This window comes from Acidovorax sp. Q11, assembly GCF_054950075.1.
Map to the genome: position 1 here is coordinate 32,192 of NZ_JBUDZG010000016.1, position 20,769 is coordinate 52,960.

Below are 20,769 nucleotides of genomic sequence, written 5' to 3' on the forward strand. Positions count from 1 at the left end.
TCGACCCATGTGCATCGGCAATTTGACGCCGCACGCGCCCCTGGCCGACACTGCGGCGGCGCGCCAGGCCTATGCAGGCGCCTTCATACAAAACAACGCCCCCACGCCCCCGGTCCATGCACCTTGCCCCCGAAGCCCCCCCTGCAACCGTTGTCGCCGCCGTGTCGGTCAACGACATGCGCGAGCGTATCCGCCGCAAAAGCCGCCTCAAAGGCCGCCAGCCTGAAGATGCCGCCATGGCCGAAGTGGCGCAGTTGCTGGGCCCGCGCCCGGCCACCGGTTTTCGGCGCGACCTGCTCATCGAATACCTGCACCGCCTGAACGACCACTTTGGCGTGCTGCACGACCGGCACCTGGTGGCTCTCGCCAAGCAGATAAACCTGCCCATGGCCGAGGTGTACGAGGTGGCGAGCTTCTACCACCACTTCGACATCGTGCGCGGCGAGGATGCCCAGGCTCCGCGCCTGGTGCTGCGCGTGTGCGACAGCCTGAGCTGCAGCCTGGCGGGCGCGCGCGAGCTGCTGGCCGTGCTGCCCGAACGCCTGCGCGCGGTCGGTCAGGGCGATGTAGAGGTGTTGGCTGTGCCTTGCGTGGGGCGTTGCGAGCAGGCGCCCGTGGCCGTGGTGCACCAGTGCCCGGTGCCGCACGCCACGGTCGATACCGTGCTGGAGGTGGTGGAATCCAAGCCAAAAAGGGCTCTTGCGCGCCACCCACAAGCGCTGGTAGCTATCAATTTTGATGTTGCGGCGCTGGCGGAGAAAAGCATTCCCATGCCCCCTGGCGAGGTCAGCCCCGCCCACACCGACCTGGCCACCTACCGCGCCCACGGCGGCTACCAGACGGCCGCTGCGCTGGTGAATGGCGAGATGGACGTCGAGGCCGTGCTCGCGGCCATGGAAAACTCGGGCCTCCGGGGCCTGGGCGGGGCGGGATTTCCGGCTGGGCGCAAGTGGAGGATTGTTAGGGATCAACCCGCTCCACGCCTGATGGCCGTCAACATCGACGAAGGCGAGCCCGGCACCTTCAAGGACCGCACTTATCTGGAACGCGACCCGCACCGCTTTCTGGAAGGCGTGCTCATCGCCGCCCAGGTGGTGGGTACCGAGGCCATCTATATCTACCTGCGCGACGAATACCACGGCTGCCGCGCACTGCTGCAAACGGCGCTGGACGACCTGCGTGCCGAGCCGCCATGCCCACTGCCGCACATCGAGCTGCGGCGCGGTGCGGGCGCCTACATCTGCGGCGAAGAGTCGGCCATGATCGAGAGCATCGAAGGCAAACGCGGCGAACCCCGCATGCGCCCACCCTACATCGCGCAGGTCGGCCTGTTCGGCCGGCCCACGCTGGAGCACAACTTCGAGACGCTGTACTGGGTGCGCGACATCGTCGAGCGCGGGCCGGACTGGTTTGCGGGCTTTGGCCGCCACGGCCGCAAGGGGCTGCGCAGTTTCAGCGTGAGCGGGCGCGTGAAGCGCCCCGGCGTCAAGCTCGCTCCGGCGGGCATCACCGTGCAGGAACTCATCGACGAATACTGCGGTGGCATGCTGGGCGGCCACCAGCTCTACGCCTACCTGCCCGGCGGCGCCTCGGGCGGCATCCTGCCCGCCAGTCTCAACAATATTCCGCTCGACTTCGACACGCTGCAGCCCTACGGCTGCTTCATCGGCTCGGCCGCGGTCATCGTGCTCAGCCAGCACGACCGCGCGCGCGATGCCGCACTGAACGTGATGCGCTTTTTTGAACATGAAAGCTGCGGCCAGTGCACGCCCTGCCGCGTGGGAACGGCCAAGGCCGCCGCGCTGATGGAGGCACCGCAGTGGGACGCCGACCTGCTGGACGATCTGGCGCAGGTGATGGGTGACGCCTCCATCTGTGGCCTGGGCCAGGCGGCGCCCAACCCCATCCGCTGTATCCACAAATACTTCCCGCACGAGGTGGGCGAGGCGCCATGGCCGGGCGATTTGCCCAAGCCGCGCAACAGCCCGCTGGCCGAGCAACTGCCCGCAGGAGGCAAGCCATGAGTGCGGCGCACGACACTCCCGGCGTGGCCTTTGAACTGGACGGTCAGCCTGTCACCGCCCACCCCGGCGAAACCATCCTGAAAGCCGCGCAGCGCCACGGCGTGGAGATTCCGCACCTTTGCTACACCGACGGCCTGCGCCCCGACGGGAACTGCCGCGCCTGCGTGGTCGAGATCGCGGGCGAGCGCACGCTGGCGCCCAGCTGCTGCCGCGCGCCCACTGAGGGCATGAAGGTGCAGGCCGCCAGCCCGCGCGCCCGTAAAAGCCAGCAGATGGTGGTGGAGATGCTGTTGTCCGACATGCCGGACCAGGGCTACCGGTGGAATGATGGAAATGAAAATGCTCCTGAATTAATAGCAAAAAAAGTAGACCCATCAGGCGGTGAAGGCCAATTTGATTCAAAGAATGCCGAAACCATCGGCCAGCACGGCGAGCTGAGCGCCTGGGCCGACCGCCTGGGCGTGGCTGTGCGCCCGGCGCTCAAAGCCCTGCGCCGCGAGCAGCCCGCGCCCGACCTGAGCCACCCGGCCATGGCCGTCAACCTGGACGCCTGCATTCAGTGCAACCGCTGCGTGCGCGCCTGTCGCGAAGAGCAGGTCAACGATGTGATCGGCTACGCGCTGCGCGGGGCGGACAGCAAGATCGTGTTCGACCTCGACGACCCCATGGCCGAGAGCACCTGCGTGGCCTGCGGCGAATGTGTGCAGGCCTGCCCCACGGGCGCGCTCAGCCCCAAGACGCACATCGGTTCACAAAAGGTGGATCGCAAGGTCGATTCGGTCTGTCCGTTCTGCGGTGTGGGCTGCCTCATCACCTACAAAGTGCGCGACGAAAAGATCATCAGCGTCGAAGGCCGCGACGGCCCGGCCAACCACGGCCGCCTGTGCGTTAAGGGGCGCTTCGGTTTTGACTACGCCCACCACCCCGACCGGCTGACGGTGCCGCTGATCCGCAAGCCCGGTGTGCCCAAGGAGGTGCGGCCTTACGGTGCTGACTGGCGCGACACCTTCCGCGAAGCGACCTGGGACGAGGCGCTGGACCTGGCCGCTGGCACGCTCAAAAACCTGCGCGACACCCACGGCCCGAAGGCGCTGGCGGGCTTTGGCTCGGCCAAGGGCAGCAACGAAGAGGCCTACCTGTTCCAGAAGCTGGTGCGCACCGGCTTTGGCAGCAACAACGTGGACCACTGCACGCGGCTGTGCCATGCGTCCAGCGTGGCCGCGCTGCTCGAAGGCGTGGGCTCGGGCGCAGTGAGCAACCCGGCGGGCGACGTGGAGCATGCCGAGCTGATCTTCGTGATCGGCTCCAACCCCACGGCCAACCACCCCGTGGCAGCGACCTGGATGAAGAACGCGGCCAAGCGCGGCGCCAAGATCGTGCTGGCCGACCCGCGCATCACGGACATCGGCCGCCACGCCTGGCGCACCCTGCAGTTCAAGGCCGACACCGACGTGGCCATGCTCAACGCGCTGATCCACACGGTGGTCGACGAAGGGCTGGTGGATGAAGCCTTTGTGCGCGACCGCACTACCGATTTCGAGGCGCTCAAGGCCAATGTGATGGGCTGCAGCCCCGAGGCCATGGCGCCCGTGTGTGGCATCCCGGCCGACGCGCTGCGTGAGGTGGCGCGGGCGTTTGCGCAGGCGAAGTCCTCCATGATCCTCTGGGGCATGGGTGTGAGCCAGCACGTGCATGGCACCGACAATGCGCGCTGCCTGATCGCGCTGTGTGCCGTCACCGGCCAGATCGGCAAGCCCGGCTCGGGCTTGCACCCGCTGCGCGGCCAGAACAACGTGCAGGGCGCGAGCGACGCGGGGCTGATCCCCATGATGTTCCCCAACTACCAGCGCGTGGACAACGCGGGAGCGCATGCGTGGTTCGAGGACTTCTGGGGCACCCGGCTCGACGAGTCACCGGGCTACACCGTGGTCGAGATCATGCACAAGGCGCTGGCCCCTGACAGCGACCCGCACAAGGTGCGCGGCATGTACATCATGGGCGAGAACCCCGCCATGAGCGACCCCGACCTGAACCACGCGCGCCACGCGCTGGCCAGCCTGTCGCACCTGGTGGTGCAGGACATCTTCCTGACCGAGACCGCCTGGCTGGCCGATGTGGTGCTGCCCGCCAGCGCCTGGCCCGAAAAGACCGGCACGGCCAGCAACACCGACCGCATGGTGCAGATGGGCCGCCGCGCGCTGAACCCGCCCGGTGATGCGCAGCCGGACCTGTGGATCATCCAGCAGATTGCCGCGCGCATGGGGCTGGGCTGGAACTACGAAGGCGAAGAGTCCGGCGTGGCCGCTGTCTACGACGAAATGCGACAGGCCATGCACGCCAGCATTGAAGGCATCACCTGGGACCGGCTGGAGCGCGACTCCAGCGTGACCTACCCATGCCTTGCGGCCGACGACCCGGGTCAGCCCATCGTGTTCACGCAGCAGTTCCCCACACCCACGGGGCGCCTCAAGCTCGTGCCCGCCAGCGTGATCCCGGCGGCGGAAAAGCCCGATGCCGACTACCCCCTGGTGCTCATCACCGGCCGCCAGCTGGAGCACTGGCACACGGGCAGCATGACGCGGCGCAGCACGGTGCTCGATGCCATCGAGCCCATGGCCACCGCATCGCTGCATGGCGACGAACTGGCGCGGCTTGGCGTGGCGCCCGGGGCGCTGGTGGGCATCCGCTCGCGGCGCGGCATGGTGCAGGTGCGTGTACGGCGCGACGACGGCACGCCGCGCGGCACGGTGTTCATGCCCTTTGCCTACGTGGAGGCGGCGGCCAACCTGCTGACCAACGCGGCGCTGGACCCGTTCGGCAAGATCCCCGAGTTCAAGTACTGCGCGGTGGCGGTGGAGGTGCTGGAAAGCGCCGCAAGCTGACGCGGCGCAAAGGGGCATTGCCAGCAGCGCCGCCCGGGGTGCTGCGCCGGGGTACAGTCAGCGCCCATGACTGCCCCGCGCCCCTACACCGACGTTGCCGTGATCATGCGCTGCGAGCACATCGACAACCGCTGGCAACCCTGGCGCTGGTCGCTGGCCGAGGTGGTGATCCACGAACCCACCTTCGGCACTGAACCCCGCCTGCTGATCCAGGACGAGCGCGAGCAGCGCTGGCTGTTCCCGGGCTTTCGGGTGGAGCTGTTCCGCGACGACGCCGAGGGCTACCACCTCAATCTCACCTCGCCCGCGCCCTGCTGGTTTGTGATGTGGCGCCGCGATGAAGACCCCGGTACAGGCGAGATCCCCCTGGCCCGCCCGGTGGCCGTGAGCCTGAGTTACCACGACGCTGGCCGCTGGCTGGACGCTCAGGAAACCGTGGAACAGGTGCCTGCGGCCCCCGAGGTGCTGGAGGCGCTGCGCGCCTTTGTGGCCGAACACTACCAGCCCGAGCCCAAGCGCCGCAAGCGGCCGGACAGTTTCCAGTCGCTGACGGACCGCTTCGGCAACCCTGCGTCGGTATCTACCGAGAAACAACGTGGCGGTGGTGGCGGAGGAGGGCGCGGCCATGGCTGACGGCTTCCTCGGCCGCTGGTCGCGCCGCAAACAGGACGTGCGGGAGGGCAAGCCGGTGGAGGAGCCTCCGCCACCCGCGCCTGCGCTGGTACCCCAGGCTGCTACACCGGCCTCTGCACCCGCCGCCCCGACCCCCCCGGCGTCCGCTGCCGAGCCACCAGCGCCCACGTTGGCGGACGCCGAGGCGCTCACCCCCGCGTCCGACTTCAAGCCTTTTGTGTCCCGCGCCGTGTCGCCCGAGGTGCGCAACCTCGCGATGAAAAAGCTGTTTGCCGATCCGCATTTCAACGTGATGGATGGGCTCGATATCTACATCGACGACTACACCCAGCCCGACCCCTTGCCCGCAGGCATGCTGCGCCAGATGGCCAGCGCCCATGCGATGGGCTTCTTTGACGATGAAAAGAAAGCCGGGGACGAAGCAGGGGCCCAAGCAGGCGACGCAATAGCCCCGGAGGCCGCTCAGCCTCGGGATGATGCGGAGGCCGATGGCACCACAGACGTGGCACAGTCCGAGGCATGCAACGCTGTTCCTAGCGTTCCCACCAGCGAGCCTGTGCGGGTCGCCCGTTCTGCAGAGGATGGGTTGGCCACGCCAGCCAGCCACACCCACGATGACCACGACGCTCATTTGCGACTGCAACCAGACGATGCCCCTCAACGCCAAGGTGTTGGGCGAGGCACTGCATGAAGACCTGACCCTCCACTCCACCCTGTGCCGACGCGACGCAGGGGCTTTTCAAAAAGCCATCCAGTCCGGGCAGGATGTGGTGGTGGCTTGTACGCAAGAGCAACGCCTGTTTGGCGACCTGGGCCAACAGACCGAGGGCGCGGTGTCGCCCATCCGGTTTGTGAACATCCGCGAGACCGGTGGCTGGAGCCGCGACGCGGCCAAGGCCAGCCCCAAGATTGCCGCGCTGCTGGCTGCCGCCCACCTGCCCGAGCCCGAGCCGGTGCCCACTGTCACCTACAAAAGCACGGGCCGTTTGCTCATCATCGGCCCACTCGACCAGGCCGAGCAGGCCGCCGCCCTGGTGTCGGATGAGCTGGACGTGACCCTGTTCACCCAGGGCCCCGGCAATGCGGGCGGTGCACAGGCGCGGCGCTACCCCGTGCTGGGGGGGCGCATCACGGGCCTTGCGGGCTGGCTGGGTGCTTTCGAGCTGCAGTGGTCAGCAGACAACCCCATCGACCTGGACCTGTGCACACGCTGCAACGCCTGCGTGGCGGCCTGCCCCGAGAACGCCATTGGGCTGGATTACCAGATTGACCTGGCAGCCTGCCAGTCGCACCGCGCCTGCGTGAAGGTGTGCCAGGTGGCGGGCGCCATCGATTTCACGCGAGATGCTGCAGTGCAGCAGGAGCGCTTCGACCTGGTGCTGGACCTGCGCCCCGCCACTGCCACGCCCACCTTCCTGCAGCATGCGTTGCCGCAGGGCTACTTCCGCTGGGACGGGCGCGATCTGTCGGCACTGCTCCAACTGCGCGAACTGGTGGGTGAATTTGAGAAGCCCAAATTTTTTGCCTACAAACAAAAACTCTGCGCCCACAGCCGCAATAGCGCCGTGGGCTGCAACGCCTGCGTGGACATCTGCTCCGCCGAGGCCATCAGCAGTGACAAGGGCCGCCAGCAAATCAAGGTGAACCCCAACCTGTGTGTGGGCTGCGGCGCCTGCACCACCGTGTGCCCCACGGGCGCGCTGACCTATGCCTACCCCAGTGCCACGGACCAGGGCACCAAGCTGAAGACGCTGCTGTCCACCTACACCGCCGCAGGTGGCAAGGATGCCGTGCTGTTGCTGCACAGCCAGGAGCGTGGCCAGGCGCTGGTGGAAGAACTGGGCCGCGCCGCGCAGCTCAAGCTGGCGCAGGGCGTGCGTGCCCATGTGATCCCGGTGGCGCTGTGGCACACGGCCAGCACCGGGGTGGACCTATGGCTCAGCGCCATCGCCTACGGCGCCTCGCAGGTGGTGGTGCTGGCGACACACGAAGAGGCGCCGCAGTACCTCGATGGGCTGCCGGCGCAGATGGATGTGGCGCAAGCCATCTTGGGGGGCCTGGGCTACACCGGCACCCATGTGCAGCTGCTGCGCGCCACGCACCCCACCGAGCTGGATGCCGCGCTGCAGGCCCTGGGCCAGACGCGCCAGAAGACCCCCGCCGTGGCCGCGCGTTTTGCCGTGGCGCAAGAAAAACGCAGCACGCTGGAGATGGCACTGGACCACCTCATCGAGCAGGCCCCCATGCCCGTGGCCGAACGGCCCGCAGCCATCACCTTGCCCACCGTGGGCTCGCCCCTGGGCACGATCGAGGTCAACAAGGACCGCTGCACCCTGTGCCTGAGCTGCGTGAGTGCCTGCCCCGCCAGCGCGCTGCAGGACAACCCCCAGTTGCCGCAGCTGCGTTTCATCGAAAAGAACTGCGTGCAATGTGGCCTGTGCGCCACCACCTGCCCCGAAGACGCGATCACCCTGCAACCCCGTTTGTTGCTGACGCCCGAGCGGGCGCAGTTGCGCGTGCTCAACGAGGCCAAGCCCTGGGCCTGTGTGCGCTGCAGCAAGCCCTTTGGCACGGTGAAGGCCATCGAGGCGATGCTGGGCAAACTTTCGGGCCACCCCATGTTCCAGGGCGAGGCGCTGGAGCGCCTGAAGATGTGCAGCGACTGCCGCGTGATCGACCTGTATTCCGCACAAAACGAGACGAAAGTGACCGACCTGTGAGCGCACCCTCTGCTTCTTTGACATCCCCGGGCAGCAGTTCCGCACTGGACGAGGAGACCGCGCGGGCCGAGCTGTATGGCCTGCTGTCGCAGCTTTACTACGCGGCGCCCAGCCCCGAGCTGATGTCGGCCTTGCGCGTGGCGGTGACTGAGGCACCCGCCGATGGCGGTTTTTTGCAGGAGCCCTGGCAGCAACTGGTGGGCGCGGCACGCGCGCAGGACGACGCGGCCATTGCGCAAGAGTTTGACCGCCTGTTTGGCGGCGTGGGCAAGCCCGAGGTCTACCTGTATGGCTCGCACTATCTGAGCGGCTTCTTGAACGAAAAACCCCTGGCCCGCCTGCGCACGTACCTGGATCGCCTGGGTCTGGCGCGCGACGACGCCATGCCCGAGACCGAGGACCACGTCGCCTACCTGTGCGAGGTGATGCGCTACCTGATCGCGGGGGATGACGTAGCTGTCTGTAACCTGACGGCCCAGCGCGACTTTTTTGCAACGCATCTGCAGCCCTGGCTTCCGCAGCTTTGTGATGTGTTGGCGGCCCATCCGCAAGCGCGCTTTTATGCCGCGTTGGCCCAGTTCACGCGGGCCTTTGCGTCCGTGGAGGCGCAGGGCTTTGACATGCTCGATTGATCTGTGCGAGGCCGCAGCGCGCCTGCGGCCAGCGCTACAAAAGATGAGTGCTTTAGTGGGGGGTGTAAAGCTGGATTGCAGTGTTTTACACAGTGACATAGACTGTATGAATAGCTTTTCATAGCTTCCCCATTTGCTGCCAGCCATTCTGGAGACAACCATGCAGAACCGCCAGCCGAATTCCTCACGCCGCAGCTTCTTTGCTGGCGCCGTCACCACAGGGGCTGCAGCAGCAGCCGTCGTGGCACTTCCCCATGTGGCTCCGTCCGACTCTGTAGTCACTGATGCGCCCCGCGCCGCACCCGAAAAGGGCGGTGGCTACCACCTGTCTGCGCATGTGAAGCAGTACTACAAGACCACCCAACTCTGACAGGGGCCTGCCATGTTGCTGACCAAGAAGTCCTCTCACGCCGCGCAGAGCACCAGTGCCTCTGCATCGCCCTTTGTTCACAGCCTGCGCCGGGGCCTGTCCCAGGCCCTGCCCACCATGGACCGGCGCTCGTTCCTGCGCCGCTCCGGCCTGGGGGTGGGGGTCGGCATCGCTGCATCCCAGCTTGCGCTGGTCAAGAAATCCAATGCCGCCGAAGGCGCCAAGGTCGCCATCGGTGATAGCAAGATCGAGGTGCGCCGCACCATCTGCACCCACTGTTCGGTGGGCTGTGCGGTGGATGCCGTGGTCGAAAACGGCGTGTGGGTCCGCCAGGAGCCCGTGTTCGATTCGCCCATCAACCTTGGCGCCCACTGCGCCAAGGGTGCGGCCCTGCGTGAACACGGCCACGGCGAGTACCGCCTGCGCTATCCCATGAAGCTGGTCAACGGCAAGTACGAGCGCATCAGCTGGGACACGGCCCTGAACGAAATCACCGCCAAGATGCAGGAGCTGCGCAAGGCCAGCGGCCCTGACAGCGTGTACTTTGTCGGTTCGTCCAAGCACAACAACGAACAGGCCTACCTGCTGCGCAAGTTCGTGAGCTTCTGGGGCACCAACAATTGCGACCACCAGGCGCGCATCTGCCACTCGACCACCGTAGCGGGCGTGGCCAACACGTGGGGCTACGGCGCCATGACCAATTCGTACAACGACATGCAAAACAGCAAGGTCGCTTTGTACATTGGCTCCAACGCGGCAGAAGCCCACCCGGTGTCCATGCTGCACATGCTGCACGCCAAGGAGACCGGCTGCAAGATGATCGTGGTGGACCCGCGCTTCACCCGCACCGCAGCCAAGGCCGACGAGTACGTGCGCATCCGCTCGGGCACCGACATCCCGTTCCTGTTCGGCCTGCTGTATCACATCTTCAAGAACGGCTGGGAAGACAAGAAGTACATCCACGACCGTGTCTATGGCATGGAAAAGGTGCGCGAAGAAGTGCTGGCCAAGTGGACGCCTGACAAGGTGGAAGAGGCCTGCGGCGTCAAGGAAGACCAGATGTTCAAGGTCGCCAAGATGCTGCACGACAACAACCCCGGCACCATTGTGTGGTGCATGGGCCAGACGCAGCACACCATCGGCAACGCCATGGTGCGCGCCTCTTGCATCCTGCAGCTGGCGCTTGGCAATGTGGGCAAGACCGGCGGTGGCACCAACATCTTCCGCGGCCACGACAACGTGCAGGGTGCGACCGATGTGGGCCCCAACCCTGACTCGCTGCCGGGCTACTACGGCCTGGCCGAAGGCTCGTGGAAGCACTTCGCGGCCGTGTGGGGTGTGGACTTTGAGTGGATCAAGAAGCAGTACGCCTCGCCCGCGATGATGACCAAGAGCGGCATCACTGTGTCGCGCTGGATTGACGGTGTGCTGGAGAAGAATGAACTGATCGACCAGGATTCCAATCTGCGCGGCGTGTTCTTCTGGGGCCATGCGCCCAATTCGCAAACCCGTGGCCTGGAAATGAAGCGGGCCATGGACAAGCTGGATCTGCTGGTGGTGGTGGACCCGTACCCGTCGGCCACCGCCGCCATGGCCGCCATGCCCGGCAAGGCCGAAGACCTGAATCCCAACCGTGCGGTGTACCTGCTGCCTGCTGCGACGCAGTTCGAAACCAGTGGCTCGTGCACGGCCTCCAACCGCTCCATCCAGTGGCGCGAAAAAGTGATCGAGCCGCTGTGGGAGAGCCGTTCGGACCACATGATCATGCACCAGTTCGCCGAAAAGCTGGGCTTTGCCGCCGAGCTGTCCAAGAACTACAAGATGCAGAAGGTCAAGGGCATGGACGAGCCCGTGGTCGAAGACATCCTGCGTGAAATCAACAAGTCGGTCTGGACCATTGGCTACACCGGCCAAAGCCCTGAGCGCCTGAAGGCCCACATGAAGAACATGCATTTGTTCGATGTGAAGACCCTCAAGTCCAAGGGCGGCAAGGACAAGGAAACCGGCTACGACTTTGGCGGCGACTACTTTGGCCTGCCCTGGCCTTGCTACGGCACGCCCGAACTCAAGCACCCCGGCTCGCCCAACCTGTACGACACTTCCAAGCACGTGATGGAGGGGGGGGGCAACTTCCGCGCCAACTTCGGTGTGGAGAAGGACGGCGTCAATCTGCTGGCAGAGGATGGCTCGCACTCCGTGGGCTGCGAGATCACCACGGGCTACCCCGAGTTTGACCATGTGCTGCTGAAAAAGCTGGGCTGGTGGGACGACCTGAGCGATGCCGAGAAGGCCAAGGCCGAAGGCAAGAACTGGAAGACCGACCCCACGGGCGCGATCATCCGCGTGGCCCTCAAGCATGGCTGCCACCCGTTTGGCAACGCCAAGGCGCGCGCCGTGGTGTGGAACTTCCCCGATGCGATTCCGCAGCACCGCGAGCCGCTGTATGGTACCCGGCCCGACCTCATGGCCAAGTACCCCACCCACGACGACAGGAAGGCCTTCTGGCGCCTGCCCACGCTGTACAAGAGCGTGCAGGAGAAGAACATCGCCGACAAGGTGCACGAGAAATTTCCGTTGATCATGAGTTCGGGCCGTCTGGTCGAGTACGAAGGCGGCGGTGAGGAAACCCGCTCCAACCCCTGGCTGGCTGAACTGCAGCAGGAGTCGTTTGTCGAGATCAACCCCAAGACCGCTGCCGACCGGGGCATTCGCAATGGCGAGCGTGTGTGGCTGAGCTCGCCCACCGGCGCGCGGCTCAATGTGCAGGCGCTGGTGACCGAGCGCGTGGCCCCCGATACGGTGTGGATGCCGTTCCACTTCTCGGGCCGTTGGCAGGGGGCGGACATGCTGGCGTATTACCCCAAGGGCGCGGCGCCTGTGGTGCGCGGTGAGGCCGTCAACACCGCAACGACGTATGGCTACGACAGCGTGACCATGATGCAAGAAACCAAGACCACGATCTGCAACGTGGAACGCGCCTGATCGCGCCACGCAAGGAGACACACATGGCACGAATGAAATTCATCTGTGACGCAGAGCGCTGCATCGAGTGCAACGGCTGCGTGACCGCCTGCAAGAACGAACACGAGGTGCCCTGGGGCGTGAACCGCCGCCGCGTGGTCACGCTCAACGACGGTGTGCCCGGCGAAAAATCCATCTCGGTGGCCTGCATGCACTGCAGCGATGCACCCTGCATGGCCGTGTGCCCCGTCAACTGCTTCTACCGCACCGAAGAAGGTGTGGTGCTGCATGACAAGGACGTGTGCATCGGCTGCGGCTACTGCAGCTACGCCTGCCCGTTTGGTGCGCCACAGTTCCCATCTCAGGGCACGTTTGGTGTGCGCGGCAAGATGGACAAATGCACCTTCTGCGCCGGTGGTCCCGAGACCCACGGCAGCCAGGCCGAGTTTGAAAAGTACGGCCGCAACCGCCTGGCCGAAGGCAAGCTGCCCGCCTGCGCAGAAATGTGCTCCACCAAGGCTCTGCTGGCCGGTGATGGCGATGTGGTGGCAGACATCTTCCGCAACCGCGTGGTGCAGCGTGGCAAGGGCGCCGAAGTGTGGGGCTGGGGCACGGCCTATGGTTCGCAACAGGCAGGTCAGCCTGCAGGAGGCAAGTCATGATCCATCGCCTTCATCTCATCGCCATCGCCGTTCTGGCCCTGGGCGCTTTGACTGCCTGCGGCGAAAAGCCGCAGACCGGCGCGGGCATTCGCAGCGATGCCGTGCCCTATGCAGGCACCGGCAGCAACTTCACCGAGCCGGGCTGGAAGGCGGGCGACAAAGCCAGCTGGGAAGCCCAGCTGAAGGCCCGCCAGCAGTACGGCCAGAACGAGTACACCCGCACCCAAACCAAGTGAGGCCCACCATGAAACACATCGTGTGGTCCTTGGCTCTGGCGGCGGGGCTGGCCGGGTTGTCGGGTGGAGCTGCGTTTGCGCAACAGGCGCCAGCGTCTGTGGCCCCCGCTGCCGCGCCTGCGCCCGGTGGCATCAAGAGCCAGAACATCTTCGAAGTCAAACCCGACGCCAGCGCCGACCCCAAGTACGCCGAGCAGACCAACGGCGAGCGCGCCAAGGTGCAGCCCGGCAACAACGCGCCCATGTGGCGCCAGGTGGGGCAGGGCGTCACGGGCTACAGCAGCCTGCCCACAGCCCAGGCGCCCGAGGCGGGCAACCTGATCCAGCCTTTTGTGCAGTACCCCGGGTCGCGCTACACCAACGCGGGCGAGGCCTGGCGCCAGGTGCGCAACCACTGGATCATTCCCTACGGCGCGGCGCTGTTTGCCATCGTGCTGCTGGCTCTGGGCATCTTCTACTTTGTGAAGGGCCCGCTGGGGCATGAGCACCCCGACGGCACCGGCCCTCGCCGCATCGAGCGCTTCACCCCGTTCGAGCGCGCGGCCCACTGGTCCAATGCGTTTGCCTTCATCGCGCTGGCCATCTCCGGCATCGTGATGGCGTTTGGCAAGTTCTTCCTGTTGCCCATCCTGGGGACCACGTTGTTTGGCTGGCTGACCTATGCGCTCAAGAACGTGCACAACTTTGTGGGCCCGCTGTTTGCCGTGTCGCTGCTGGTGATCATCCTTACCTTCATCAAGGACAACATCGCCAACCGCGCCGACTTTGTCTGGCTGGCCAAAGGCGGTGGCATGCTGGGCAAGGGCGAGCACGAGGTGCCTTCGCACCGCTTCAATGCGGGCGAGAAGGGGCTGTTCTGGTGGGGCATCACCATCCCCGGCATCTTTGTGGTGGCCACGGGCCTGGTGCTCGACAAGCTCATCCCCGGCTTTGGCGATGTGCGCGGCGACATGCAGATCGCCCACATGATCCACGCCACCCTGGCCATCTGGATGATGGCGCTGATCTGCGGCCACATCTACATGGGCACGGTGGGCATGAAGGGCGCGTACAAGGCCATGCGCACCGGCTACGTGAGCGAGGGCTGGGCCAAGGAGCACCACGAGCTCTGGTACGACGACGTGCAGGCCGGCAAGATCCCGCGCCAGCGCAGCGCCAGCCAGCCAGTGGCCGATGCCGCCACAGCATCTGCGGGCCAGCAGCCCGCGCAGGTATGAGGACCCGCACCATGACGATGACACGAACTACCCGCTCCCTGGCGCTGGCACTGTGCGCGGCAGGTGTGTGCACCCTGGCATCCGCCAAGCTGCCCGCCCCGTCGCCCGAGGCCGCCGCCAAGGCCGCAGAAGCCGCTGCCAAGACCGCCTGGGCGGGCAAGGTGGACAACTACAAACTGTGCCTTTCGCAAGACAAGGTGGCCGCGCATTACCGCAAGACCACGCCATCGGCCAAGCCCGCTGCAGCAGGTGCAGCCTGTGCCGACCCGGGCCCCTTTGCCTACACGCCCCCTGCGGCCAAGCCTGCCGAGGCTGCGGGCGCCCATTCGCCACCCGGCACGGCCAGCAGCCCACCCAGTACTCAGGTGCCGGCAGCAGCAGCCACGCCCGCATCCAAGTCCTGAGGGCACGGGCTTCCGATCAGCCCGTTGGGTAGCAAGCCGCGTCCCCTCTGGTGGCGCGGCTTTTGTGTTTTTTTGGTGCACTCTGCCCGTGCAGGGCAGGGATTTGTGTCGCATGCCTGCGCAATCCCGTGGTTCGGCGCTGCGGGCCACCGTGAGGTGCCGTAGTGCGTATATTCAGCCCATGACCCGCCCTTCGACGCCTTCGCACTCACCCGCTGTACCGCCCGTGCTGCCACGCCTCACCCAGGCCCAGGCGCCGCTCACCCACCAGGTGGAGGTCGTCAACGAACGGGGCGAAGCCGAGCAGGTGCAGATCCCCGCCGAGCGGCCCCTCACTATTTATGTGGACAAGCGCGAGCTGGTCACTTTGATGACGCTGGGGGCACAGCCCGAGCTGCTGGTGCTGGGCTATCTGCGCAACCAGCGGCTGGTTGAATCGGTGTTCGACATCGAATCCATCACCGTGGACTGGGAGGTGCACGCCGCTGCCGTTCGCACACGCCACGGCATTGCCCGCATCGAAGAGCGCACCGCCAGCAAGGTGGTCACCACCGGCTGCGGCCAGGGCAGCGTGTTTGGCGGCCTGATGGACGAGGTAGACCGCATTGCGCTGCCCGAGGCGCAGCTGACGCAGGCCCAGCTCTACGGCATCGTCAACGCCATCCGGCTCAAGGAGAGCACCTACAAATCCGCAGGATCTGTGCACGGCTGCGCCCTGTTCCAGGGCGAGGAACTGCTGACCTTTGTGGAAGACGTGGGCCGCCACAATGCCATCGACACCATCGCAGGCTGGATGTGGATGAACCCCGAGGCAACCCCACCTTCAGCCAGCGCTGTACCTGGCAGTATGGAAGCGAGCGCGCCTGTCGTGCCCATGTCCGGTACCGACAAGGTCTTCTACACCACCGGCCGCCTCACCAGCGAGATGGTCATCAAATCCGCCCAGATGGGCGTGCCTATCGTGGTCTCGCGCAGCGGCATGACCCAGATGGGCCACGCGGTGGCTCAGCAGCTGGGCCTGTGTGCCATCGGGCGGGCGACGAATCGCCGGTTTGTGTGCTACAGCGGTGCACACCGGTTGGTGTTGCAGCCGGAGCTGGCGGTGGTGCATGGGGTGAGGGCGGGTGGGGATGTTTAACTTGGCTTGGGGCCTGATTCGTCACGCCCCAATGGCATGATCCGCGCATGAAAGACCTGAACGCCAGCAGCAGCACCTGGGCCGATACATTGCCCAGCCAGTGGGGCCCTGAACTTGCCGAGACCCAGTCCGAGGTGGAAGTCCCGCTGAACCGCCCGCCGCAGGACCCCGCGCAGCAGCCGCCGGCCCCGGAGGCTGCGAATGGTGCCGCTGCCGCACGTTTGTCGCTGTGGGGCTGGATGCGCGAGGGCCTGCGTGCCGCGCTGTTCCTGCCGCCCCGCACGGCCGCCGCAGCGCCTACGCCCTGGCAGTTGCTGGTGTTGTCGCTGGTCAGCGCGGGCTTGCTGGTGGCGGCCTCACGGCTGGAGGTGGTGGGGCCTGCCCAGTTCAACCTGCGCGGCTGGCTCACGCCGATGTGGAGTGGCTTGGTGCTGCTGTGGCTGGCCTGGTGGGCCATGGCACCGGCACAGCGTGCCGCTGCCAGCCCAGCGGTGGCATCGGCGGGTGTGCCCGCGCCCACAGGGGGTTTGGCTGCCTGGTATGTGTTGACGGCCTGGGCCCCGCTGGCGCCCTTGCTGGTGCTGTATGCCCTGATGGCGACGGCAGTGCACCGGCCCGGCCTGTGGGATGACACTGTGGCGGCCATCGTTTTCTGGGTGGCCTATGGGGTGCTCATGCTGTGGGTGCTGGCCACTCTGGTGGTGGTGAGTGCACGCTTCATCCAGTCGCGTTGGCGCACGGCGGCGTTTTCTGCGGCCATGGCGGCAGTGATCGGGGTAGGCATGTGGCAGTTCCAGGACCAGCCCTGGGAGCCGGATGTCCAGGCCATGGTCGATGCATCGGCAGAGACTGCTGCCGCCGCCTCTGACGAGGCGCAGGCGCCCGAGCCCGTGCCGCTGGCCTTGACCCAGGCGATGTTTGAAGAGCAGCAAACTCTGTGGCAGCAGCAGGTGGATGCGCTGGCGCCCGAGCGCCCCGGGGTGGTCGATGTCTATGGGCTGGTGTTCGCCCCCTATGCCGACGAAAACGTGTTCCGCCGCGAGAGCACCATGGTCAGCAGCTTGCTGCAGGAGCGTTTTGACGCCCAGGGCCGGGTGCTGCACCTGCTCAACCACGCCGAGACGGCCGACACCCATGCCTGGGCCACGCCCGAGAACCTGCAGCGGGCCGTGGCCGCGCTGGCAGCCCGCATGGACCGCGAGCACGACCTGCTGGTGGTGTACCTGACCTCGCACGGCGCACGCGACCACGCGCTGGCGGCCTCGCACTGGCCGCTGCAGGTGGCACCCGCCACGCCCGAGATGCTGCGTGCGGCGCTGGACGTGGCGGGCATCCGCCACCGGGTGATTGCGGTGTCGGCCTGCTTCTCGGGCGGCTGGATCGAACCCCTGGCCACCGACGGCACCCTGATCATGACGGCGGCCGATGCCACGCACACCTCGTATGGCTGCGGCAGGCTGTCGGAGCTGACCTTTTTTGGCCGTGCGGTGTTCCACGAGCAGTTGCGCCAGACCCATTCGTTCACCGAGGCGTTTGCCAAGGCCGTGCCGCTGATCAAGCAGCGCGAGGTGGAGGCGGGCAAGGCCGATGGTTTCTCGAACCCGCAGATCCGCGTGGGCAAGCAGATCACCCCGGTGCTGCAGGCGCTGGAGCAGCGGCTGCAGACGGCCCAGGTGGAGCCCGAGGCCAGCGGCAGCAGCGTGGCGGCAGCCCCTGCCAGCCGCGCCCCGTAACCCGCCCCACCCAAACACCCCACGGCCCGCCAGCCCGTTCGCTTTGCGCTAAGGTCCCATGCCATGAACCTGTCTTTTCTGCGCCTTGGCTGGCGCACCCTGGCCCGGGACCTGCGTGCGGGCGAATTGCGCCTGCTCATCGTGGCGGTCACGCTGGCGGTGGCCGCGCTCACCTCCGTAGGTTTTTTTGCCGATCGCCTGCAGGGCGGCCTGCAGCGCGACGCCCTGCAATTGCTGGGTGGTGATGCCGTAGTGGCCAGCGACAACCCGACGCCCGCCGCCTTTGTGGAACGCGCCCAAGCCCTGGGTCTGCAGTCGGTGACCACGCTGGGCTTTCCCACCATGGGCCGCGCGAGCGATGCCCAGGGTGGCGCTAGCAAGCTCGTGGCGCTCAAGAGCGTGCAACCGGGCTACCCGCTGCGCGGCCGCCTCACGGTGGCCGATGCCCCAGGCGCGCTGGAGCAGCCCACGCGCGACATCCCCGCGCCGGGCGAGGTGTGGGTGGATGCGCCGCTGCTCGAATCGCTCAACCTTGCCATGGGCGACAAGCTGCTGCTGGGCGACGCCCAGCTGCGCATTGCACGGATCATCGTGATCGAACCCGACCGGGGTGCGGGTTTCATGAGTTTTGCGCCGCGCGTGATGGTCAACGAGCGCGACCTGCCTGCCACCGGCCTGGTGCAGCCCGCCAGCCGCCTGACCTATCGCTTTGCCGTGGTGGGCGCTGCGCCTGCCGTCAAAGCCTTCAACGACTGGGCGGTGGCTGAGGCCAAGAAGCCCGAGGTGCACGGCGTGCGGGTGGAGTCGCTGGAAAGCGGCCGCCCCGAGATGCGCCAGACGCTGGACCGTGCCCAAAAGTTCTTGAGCCTGGTGGCCCTGCTGGCAGCCTTGCTGTCGGCCGTGGCCGTGGCGCTGGCCGCGCGGGGGTTTGCGGCCGACCACCTGGATGCCTCGGCCATGCTGCGCGTGCTGGGCCAGAGCCAGCGCACCATTGCCGGTGCCTACACCACCGAATTTGCGCTGGTGGGCCTGTTTGCCAGCGCTTTAGGCGTGCTGCTGGGCTATGCGGTGCACCACGCCTTTGTGCTGTTGCTCGCGGGGCTGGTGGAGTCGGCCTTGCCTGCATCCAGCCTGTGGCCCGTGGCCTTTGGCCTGGGCATGGGGCTCACACTGCTGTTTGCGTTTGGCCTGCCGCCTGTGCTGCAACTGGCCCAGGTGCCGCCGCTGCGCGTGATCCGGCGCGACGTGGGCGGGCTCAAGCCTGCATCGCTGGCGGTACTGGGCATTGGCGTGGCCGGGTTTGCAGCGCTGCTGCTGGCCGTGAGCAGCGACATCAAGCTGGGCCTGATCGCCGTGGGCGGTTTTGCCGGAGCCGTGGCCTTGTTTGCGGGGCTGTCGTGGGTGGCGGTCAAGCTGTTGCGGCGCAGCGTGAACGAAAGCACCGCGCCCCGCTGGCTGGTACTGGCCACGCGGCAGATCTCGGCGCGCCCGGCCTATGCCGTGGTGCAGGTCAGCAGCCTGGCCGTGGGCCTGCTGGCGCTGGTGCTGCTGGTGTTGCTGCGCACAGACCTCATCAGCAGCTGGCGCCAGGCCACGCCGCCCGATGCGCCCAACCGTTTTGTCATCAACGTGATGCCTGACCAGGCGGATGCGTTCCAGCAGACGCTCAAGGACAACGGTGTAGCGCGCTACGACTGGTACCCCATGATCCGGGGCCGCCTGCTGGCCGTGAACGGCAAGCCCGTGGGCCCGGCCGACTACACCGACGACCGCGCCAAGCGCCTGGTGGACCGTGAATTCAACCTCTCCAACGCCGTCGAGGCGCCGCCGCACAACCAGGTGGTGGCGGGCCAGTGGACGCCCGGCGAAGAGGGCGCCATCAGTGTTGAAGAAGGTATTGCCGAAACCCTGGGTCTGAAGATGGGCGACCGCCTGCTGTTCGACATGGGCGGTGTGCAGAACGAGGCGCGCATCACCAGCCTGCGCAAGGTGGACTGGGGTTCCATGCGGGCCAACTTCTTCGTGATGTACCCGGTGGCCGAGGTGAAGGACGTGCCCGTGACCTACCTCGCGGCTTACCGTGCCCCCGAAACCCACGGCTTTGACAACGGTCTGGTGCGCCAATTCCCCAACATCACCAACGTGGACATGGGCGCCACCATTGCCCAGGTGCAGCGCGTGCTGGAACAGGTGATCCGCGCGGTGGAGTTCCTGTTCGCCTTCACGCTTGCAGCAGGCCTGGTGGTGCTGTTTGCCGCTGTCACCGCCACACGCGAGGAGCGCGCCCGCGAGTACGCCATCATGCGCGCCGTGGGCGCCCGCGCCAGCCTGCTGCGCCAGGTGCAGCGCGCCGAGCTGGTGGGCGTGGGCCTGCTGGCGGGCTTCCTGGCCAGCGCGGTGGCGGTGGGTGTGGGCTGGGCGCTGGCGCGCTATGTGTTCGACTTCACCTGGACGGCCGCCCCCTGGGTGCCGCTGGCGGGTGCCCTGGCTGGCGCCGTGCTGGCGCTGGCAGCCGGCTGGTGGGGCCTGCGCGAGGTGCTGCTGCGCCCCGTGGTGGACACCCTGCGACGCGCGGCCGAGTAGGTGGTGGTTGTTTTGTTTGCTATAAAAAATATAGCTATAAGGGTATGATGAACAAGCGCAAAGGCCTGTTTTTGTTATGAATTCTGAAGCATCGAGCACCCCAGAGGCCTCTTCCCCTGCCGCCCCACCCACCACGCCCTTCGAATGGATCGGCGGCGAAGACCGCGTGCATGCGCTGGTCGAGCGGTTCTATGACCTCATGGACCTGGAGCCCGCCTACGCCGAACTGCGCGCCGCCCATGGCAGCGACCTGGCCAGTGCTCGGCAAAAGCTGTTCTGGTTCCTCTGCGGCTGGCTGGGCGGGCCCGACCACTACCAGAGCCGCTTTGGCCACCCGCGCCTGCGCATGCGCCACATGCCGTTTGCCATCGGCATCAAGGAGCGCGACCAGTGGGTGGCCTGCATGGACCAGGCCATGGGCGAGACGGGCGTGCCCGTTGACCTGCGTACGCGGTTGAAGGAGAGCTTCATGGGCACGGCAGACTGGATGCGCAACAAGGGCGTGTGACGGCTGCATTGATTTTTGTGCTGACGCGCCCCCGACCTGGTGCGCGCTGCTTGTGGTGAAGAAGAG

Annotated in this window: 16 protein-coding genes; all 16 read left to right on the forward strand. The window is 66.5% G+C overall.

Translation table 11 applies throughout. From position 1 onward, the window contains the following. The first annotated feature begins 116 nt into the window (after positions 1–116). The 16 genes from ACYZGB_RS13925 (at position 117) to ACYZGB_RS14000 (ending at position 20,703) form a co-directional block, all read left to right on the forward strand. Positions 117–2,024, forward strand: a complete 1,908-nt coding sequence (locus ACYZGB_RS13925) for an NADH-ubiquinone oxidoreductase-F iron-sulfur binding region domain-containing protein (RefSeq protein WP_462389028.1) — start codon at positions 117–119, stop codon at positions 2,022–2,024. Further along, entirely contained in the window at positions 2,021–4,906 is a 2,886-nt protein-coding gene (fdhF, locus tag ACYZGB_RS13930) for a formate dehydrogenase subunit alpha (protein WP_462389030.1), read from the forward strand. Before ACYZGB_RS13925 ends, fdhF begins: the two co-directional genes overlap by 4 nt. 66 nt (positions 4,907–4,972) lie before the next feature. Further along, entirely contained in the window at positions 4,973–5,539 is a 567-nt protein-coding gene (locus ACYZGB_RS13935) for a DUF3305 domain-containing protein (protein ID WP_462389031.1), read from the forward strand. Further along, positions 5,532–6,230: a DUF3306 domain-containing protein gene (locus ACYZGB_RS13940; protein ID WP_462389032.1), complete on the forward strand. Its 699-nt coding sequence runs from the start codon at positions 5,532–5,534 to the stop codon at positions 6,228–6,230. Before ACYZGB_RS13935 ends, ACYZGB_RS13940 begins: the two co-directional genes overlap by 8 nt. Beyond that, positions 6,190–8,259 carry a 4Fe-4S binding protein gene (locus ACYZGB_RS13945; protein WP_462389110.1) on the forward strand — a complete coding sequence of 690 codons (2,070 nt, stop codon included), beginning with the start codon at positions 6,190–6,192 and terminating at the stop codon, positions 8,257–8,259. The genes ACYZGB_RS13940 and ACYZGB_RS13945 overlap by 41 nt, the downstream gene beginning before the upstream one ends. After that, positions 8,256–8,891: a TorD/DmsD family molecular chaperone gene (locus ACYZGB_RS13950; protein WP_462389033.1), complete on the forward strand. Its 636-nt coding sequence runs from the start codon at positions 8,256–8,258 to the stop codon at positions 8,889–8,891. The genes ACYZGB_RS13945 and ACYZGB_RS13950 overlap by 4 nt, the downstream gene beginning before the upstream one ends. A 160-nt stretch (positions 8,892–9,051) precedes the next feature. Next, entirely contained in the window at positions 9,052–9,261 is a 210-nt protein-coding gene (locus tag ACYZGB_RS13955; protein WP_462389035.1) for a formate dehydrogenase, read from the forward strand. 12 nt (positions 9,262–9,273) lie between these two features. After that, the gene (locus ACYZGB_RS13960) at positions 9,274–12,243 is read left to right on the forward strand and encodes a formate dehydrogenase subunit alpha (RefSeq protein WP_462389037.1); all 2,970 of its coding nucleotides are present in this window, start codon (positions 9,274–9,276) and stop codon (positions 12,241–12,243) included. Positions 12,244–12,266: 23 nt separating this feature from the next. Further along, positions 12,267–12,884: a formate dehydrogenase FDH3 subunit beta gene (gene fdh3B, locus ACYZGB_RS13965; RefSeq protein ID WP_063458791.1), complete on the forward strand. Its 618-nt coding sequence runs from the start codon at positions 12,267–12,269 to the stop codon at positions 12,882–12,884. Further along, the gene (locus tag ACYZGB_RS13970; RefSeq protein ID WP_462389039.1) at positions 12,881–13,120 is read left to right on the forward strand and encodes a hypothetical protein; all 240 of its coding nucleotides are present in this window, start codon (positions 12,881–12,883) and stop codon (positions 13,118–13,120) included. The genes fdh3B and ACYZGB_RS13970 overlap by 4 nt, the downstream gene beginning before the upstream one ends. 8 nt (positions 13,121–13,128) lie before the next feature. Next, the gene (locus ACYZGB_RS13975) at positions 13,129–14,337 is read left to right on the forward strand and encodes a formate dehydrogenase subunit gamma (RefSeq protein WP_462389040.1); all 1,209 of its coding nucleotides are present in this window, start codon (positions 13,129–13,131) and stop codon (positions 14,335–14,337) included. Positions 14,338–14,354: 17 nt separating this feature from the next. Continuing rightward, positions 14,355–14,741, forward strand: a complete 387-nt coding sequence (locus ACYZGB_RS13980; RefSeq protein ID WP_462389112.1) for a hypothetical protein — start codon at positions 14,355–14,357, stop codon at positions 14,739–14,741. Between the two features lie 181 nt (positions 14,742–14,922). Continuing rightward, positions 14,923–15,879 carry a formate dehydrogenase accessory sulfurtransferase FdhD gene (locus ACYZGB_RS13985; protein WP_462389041.1) on the forward strand — a complete coding sequence of 319 codons (957 nt, stop codon included), beginning with the start codon at positions 14,923–14,925 and terminating at the stop codon, positions 15,877–15,879. A 47-nt stretch (positions 15,880–15,926) separates the two neighbouring features. After that, positions 15,927–17,612, forward strand: coding sequence for a C13 family peptidase (locus tag ACYZGB_RS13990; RefSeq protein WP_462389043.1), 1,686 nt, complete (start codon positions 15,927–15,929; stop codon positions 17,610–17,612). Positions 17,613–17,675: 63 nt separating this feature from the next. Then, positions 17,676–20,195, forward strand: coding sequence for an ABC transporter permease (locus ACYZGB_RS13995; RefSeq protein ID WP_462389044.1), 2,520 nt, complete (start codon positions 17,676–17,678; stop codon positions 20,193–20,195). A gap of 76 nt (positions 20,196–20,271) precedes the next feature. After that, positions 20,272–20,703: a group II truncated hemoglobin gene (locus ACYZGB_RS14000; RefSeq protein ID WP_462389046.1), complete on the forward strand. Its 432-nt coding sequence runs from the start codon at positions 20,272–20,274 to the stop codon at positions 20,701–20,703. Positions 20,704–20,769 lie beyond the last annotated feature (66 nt).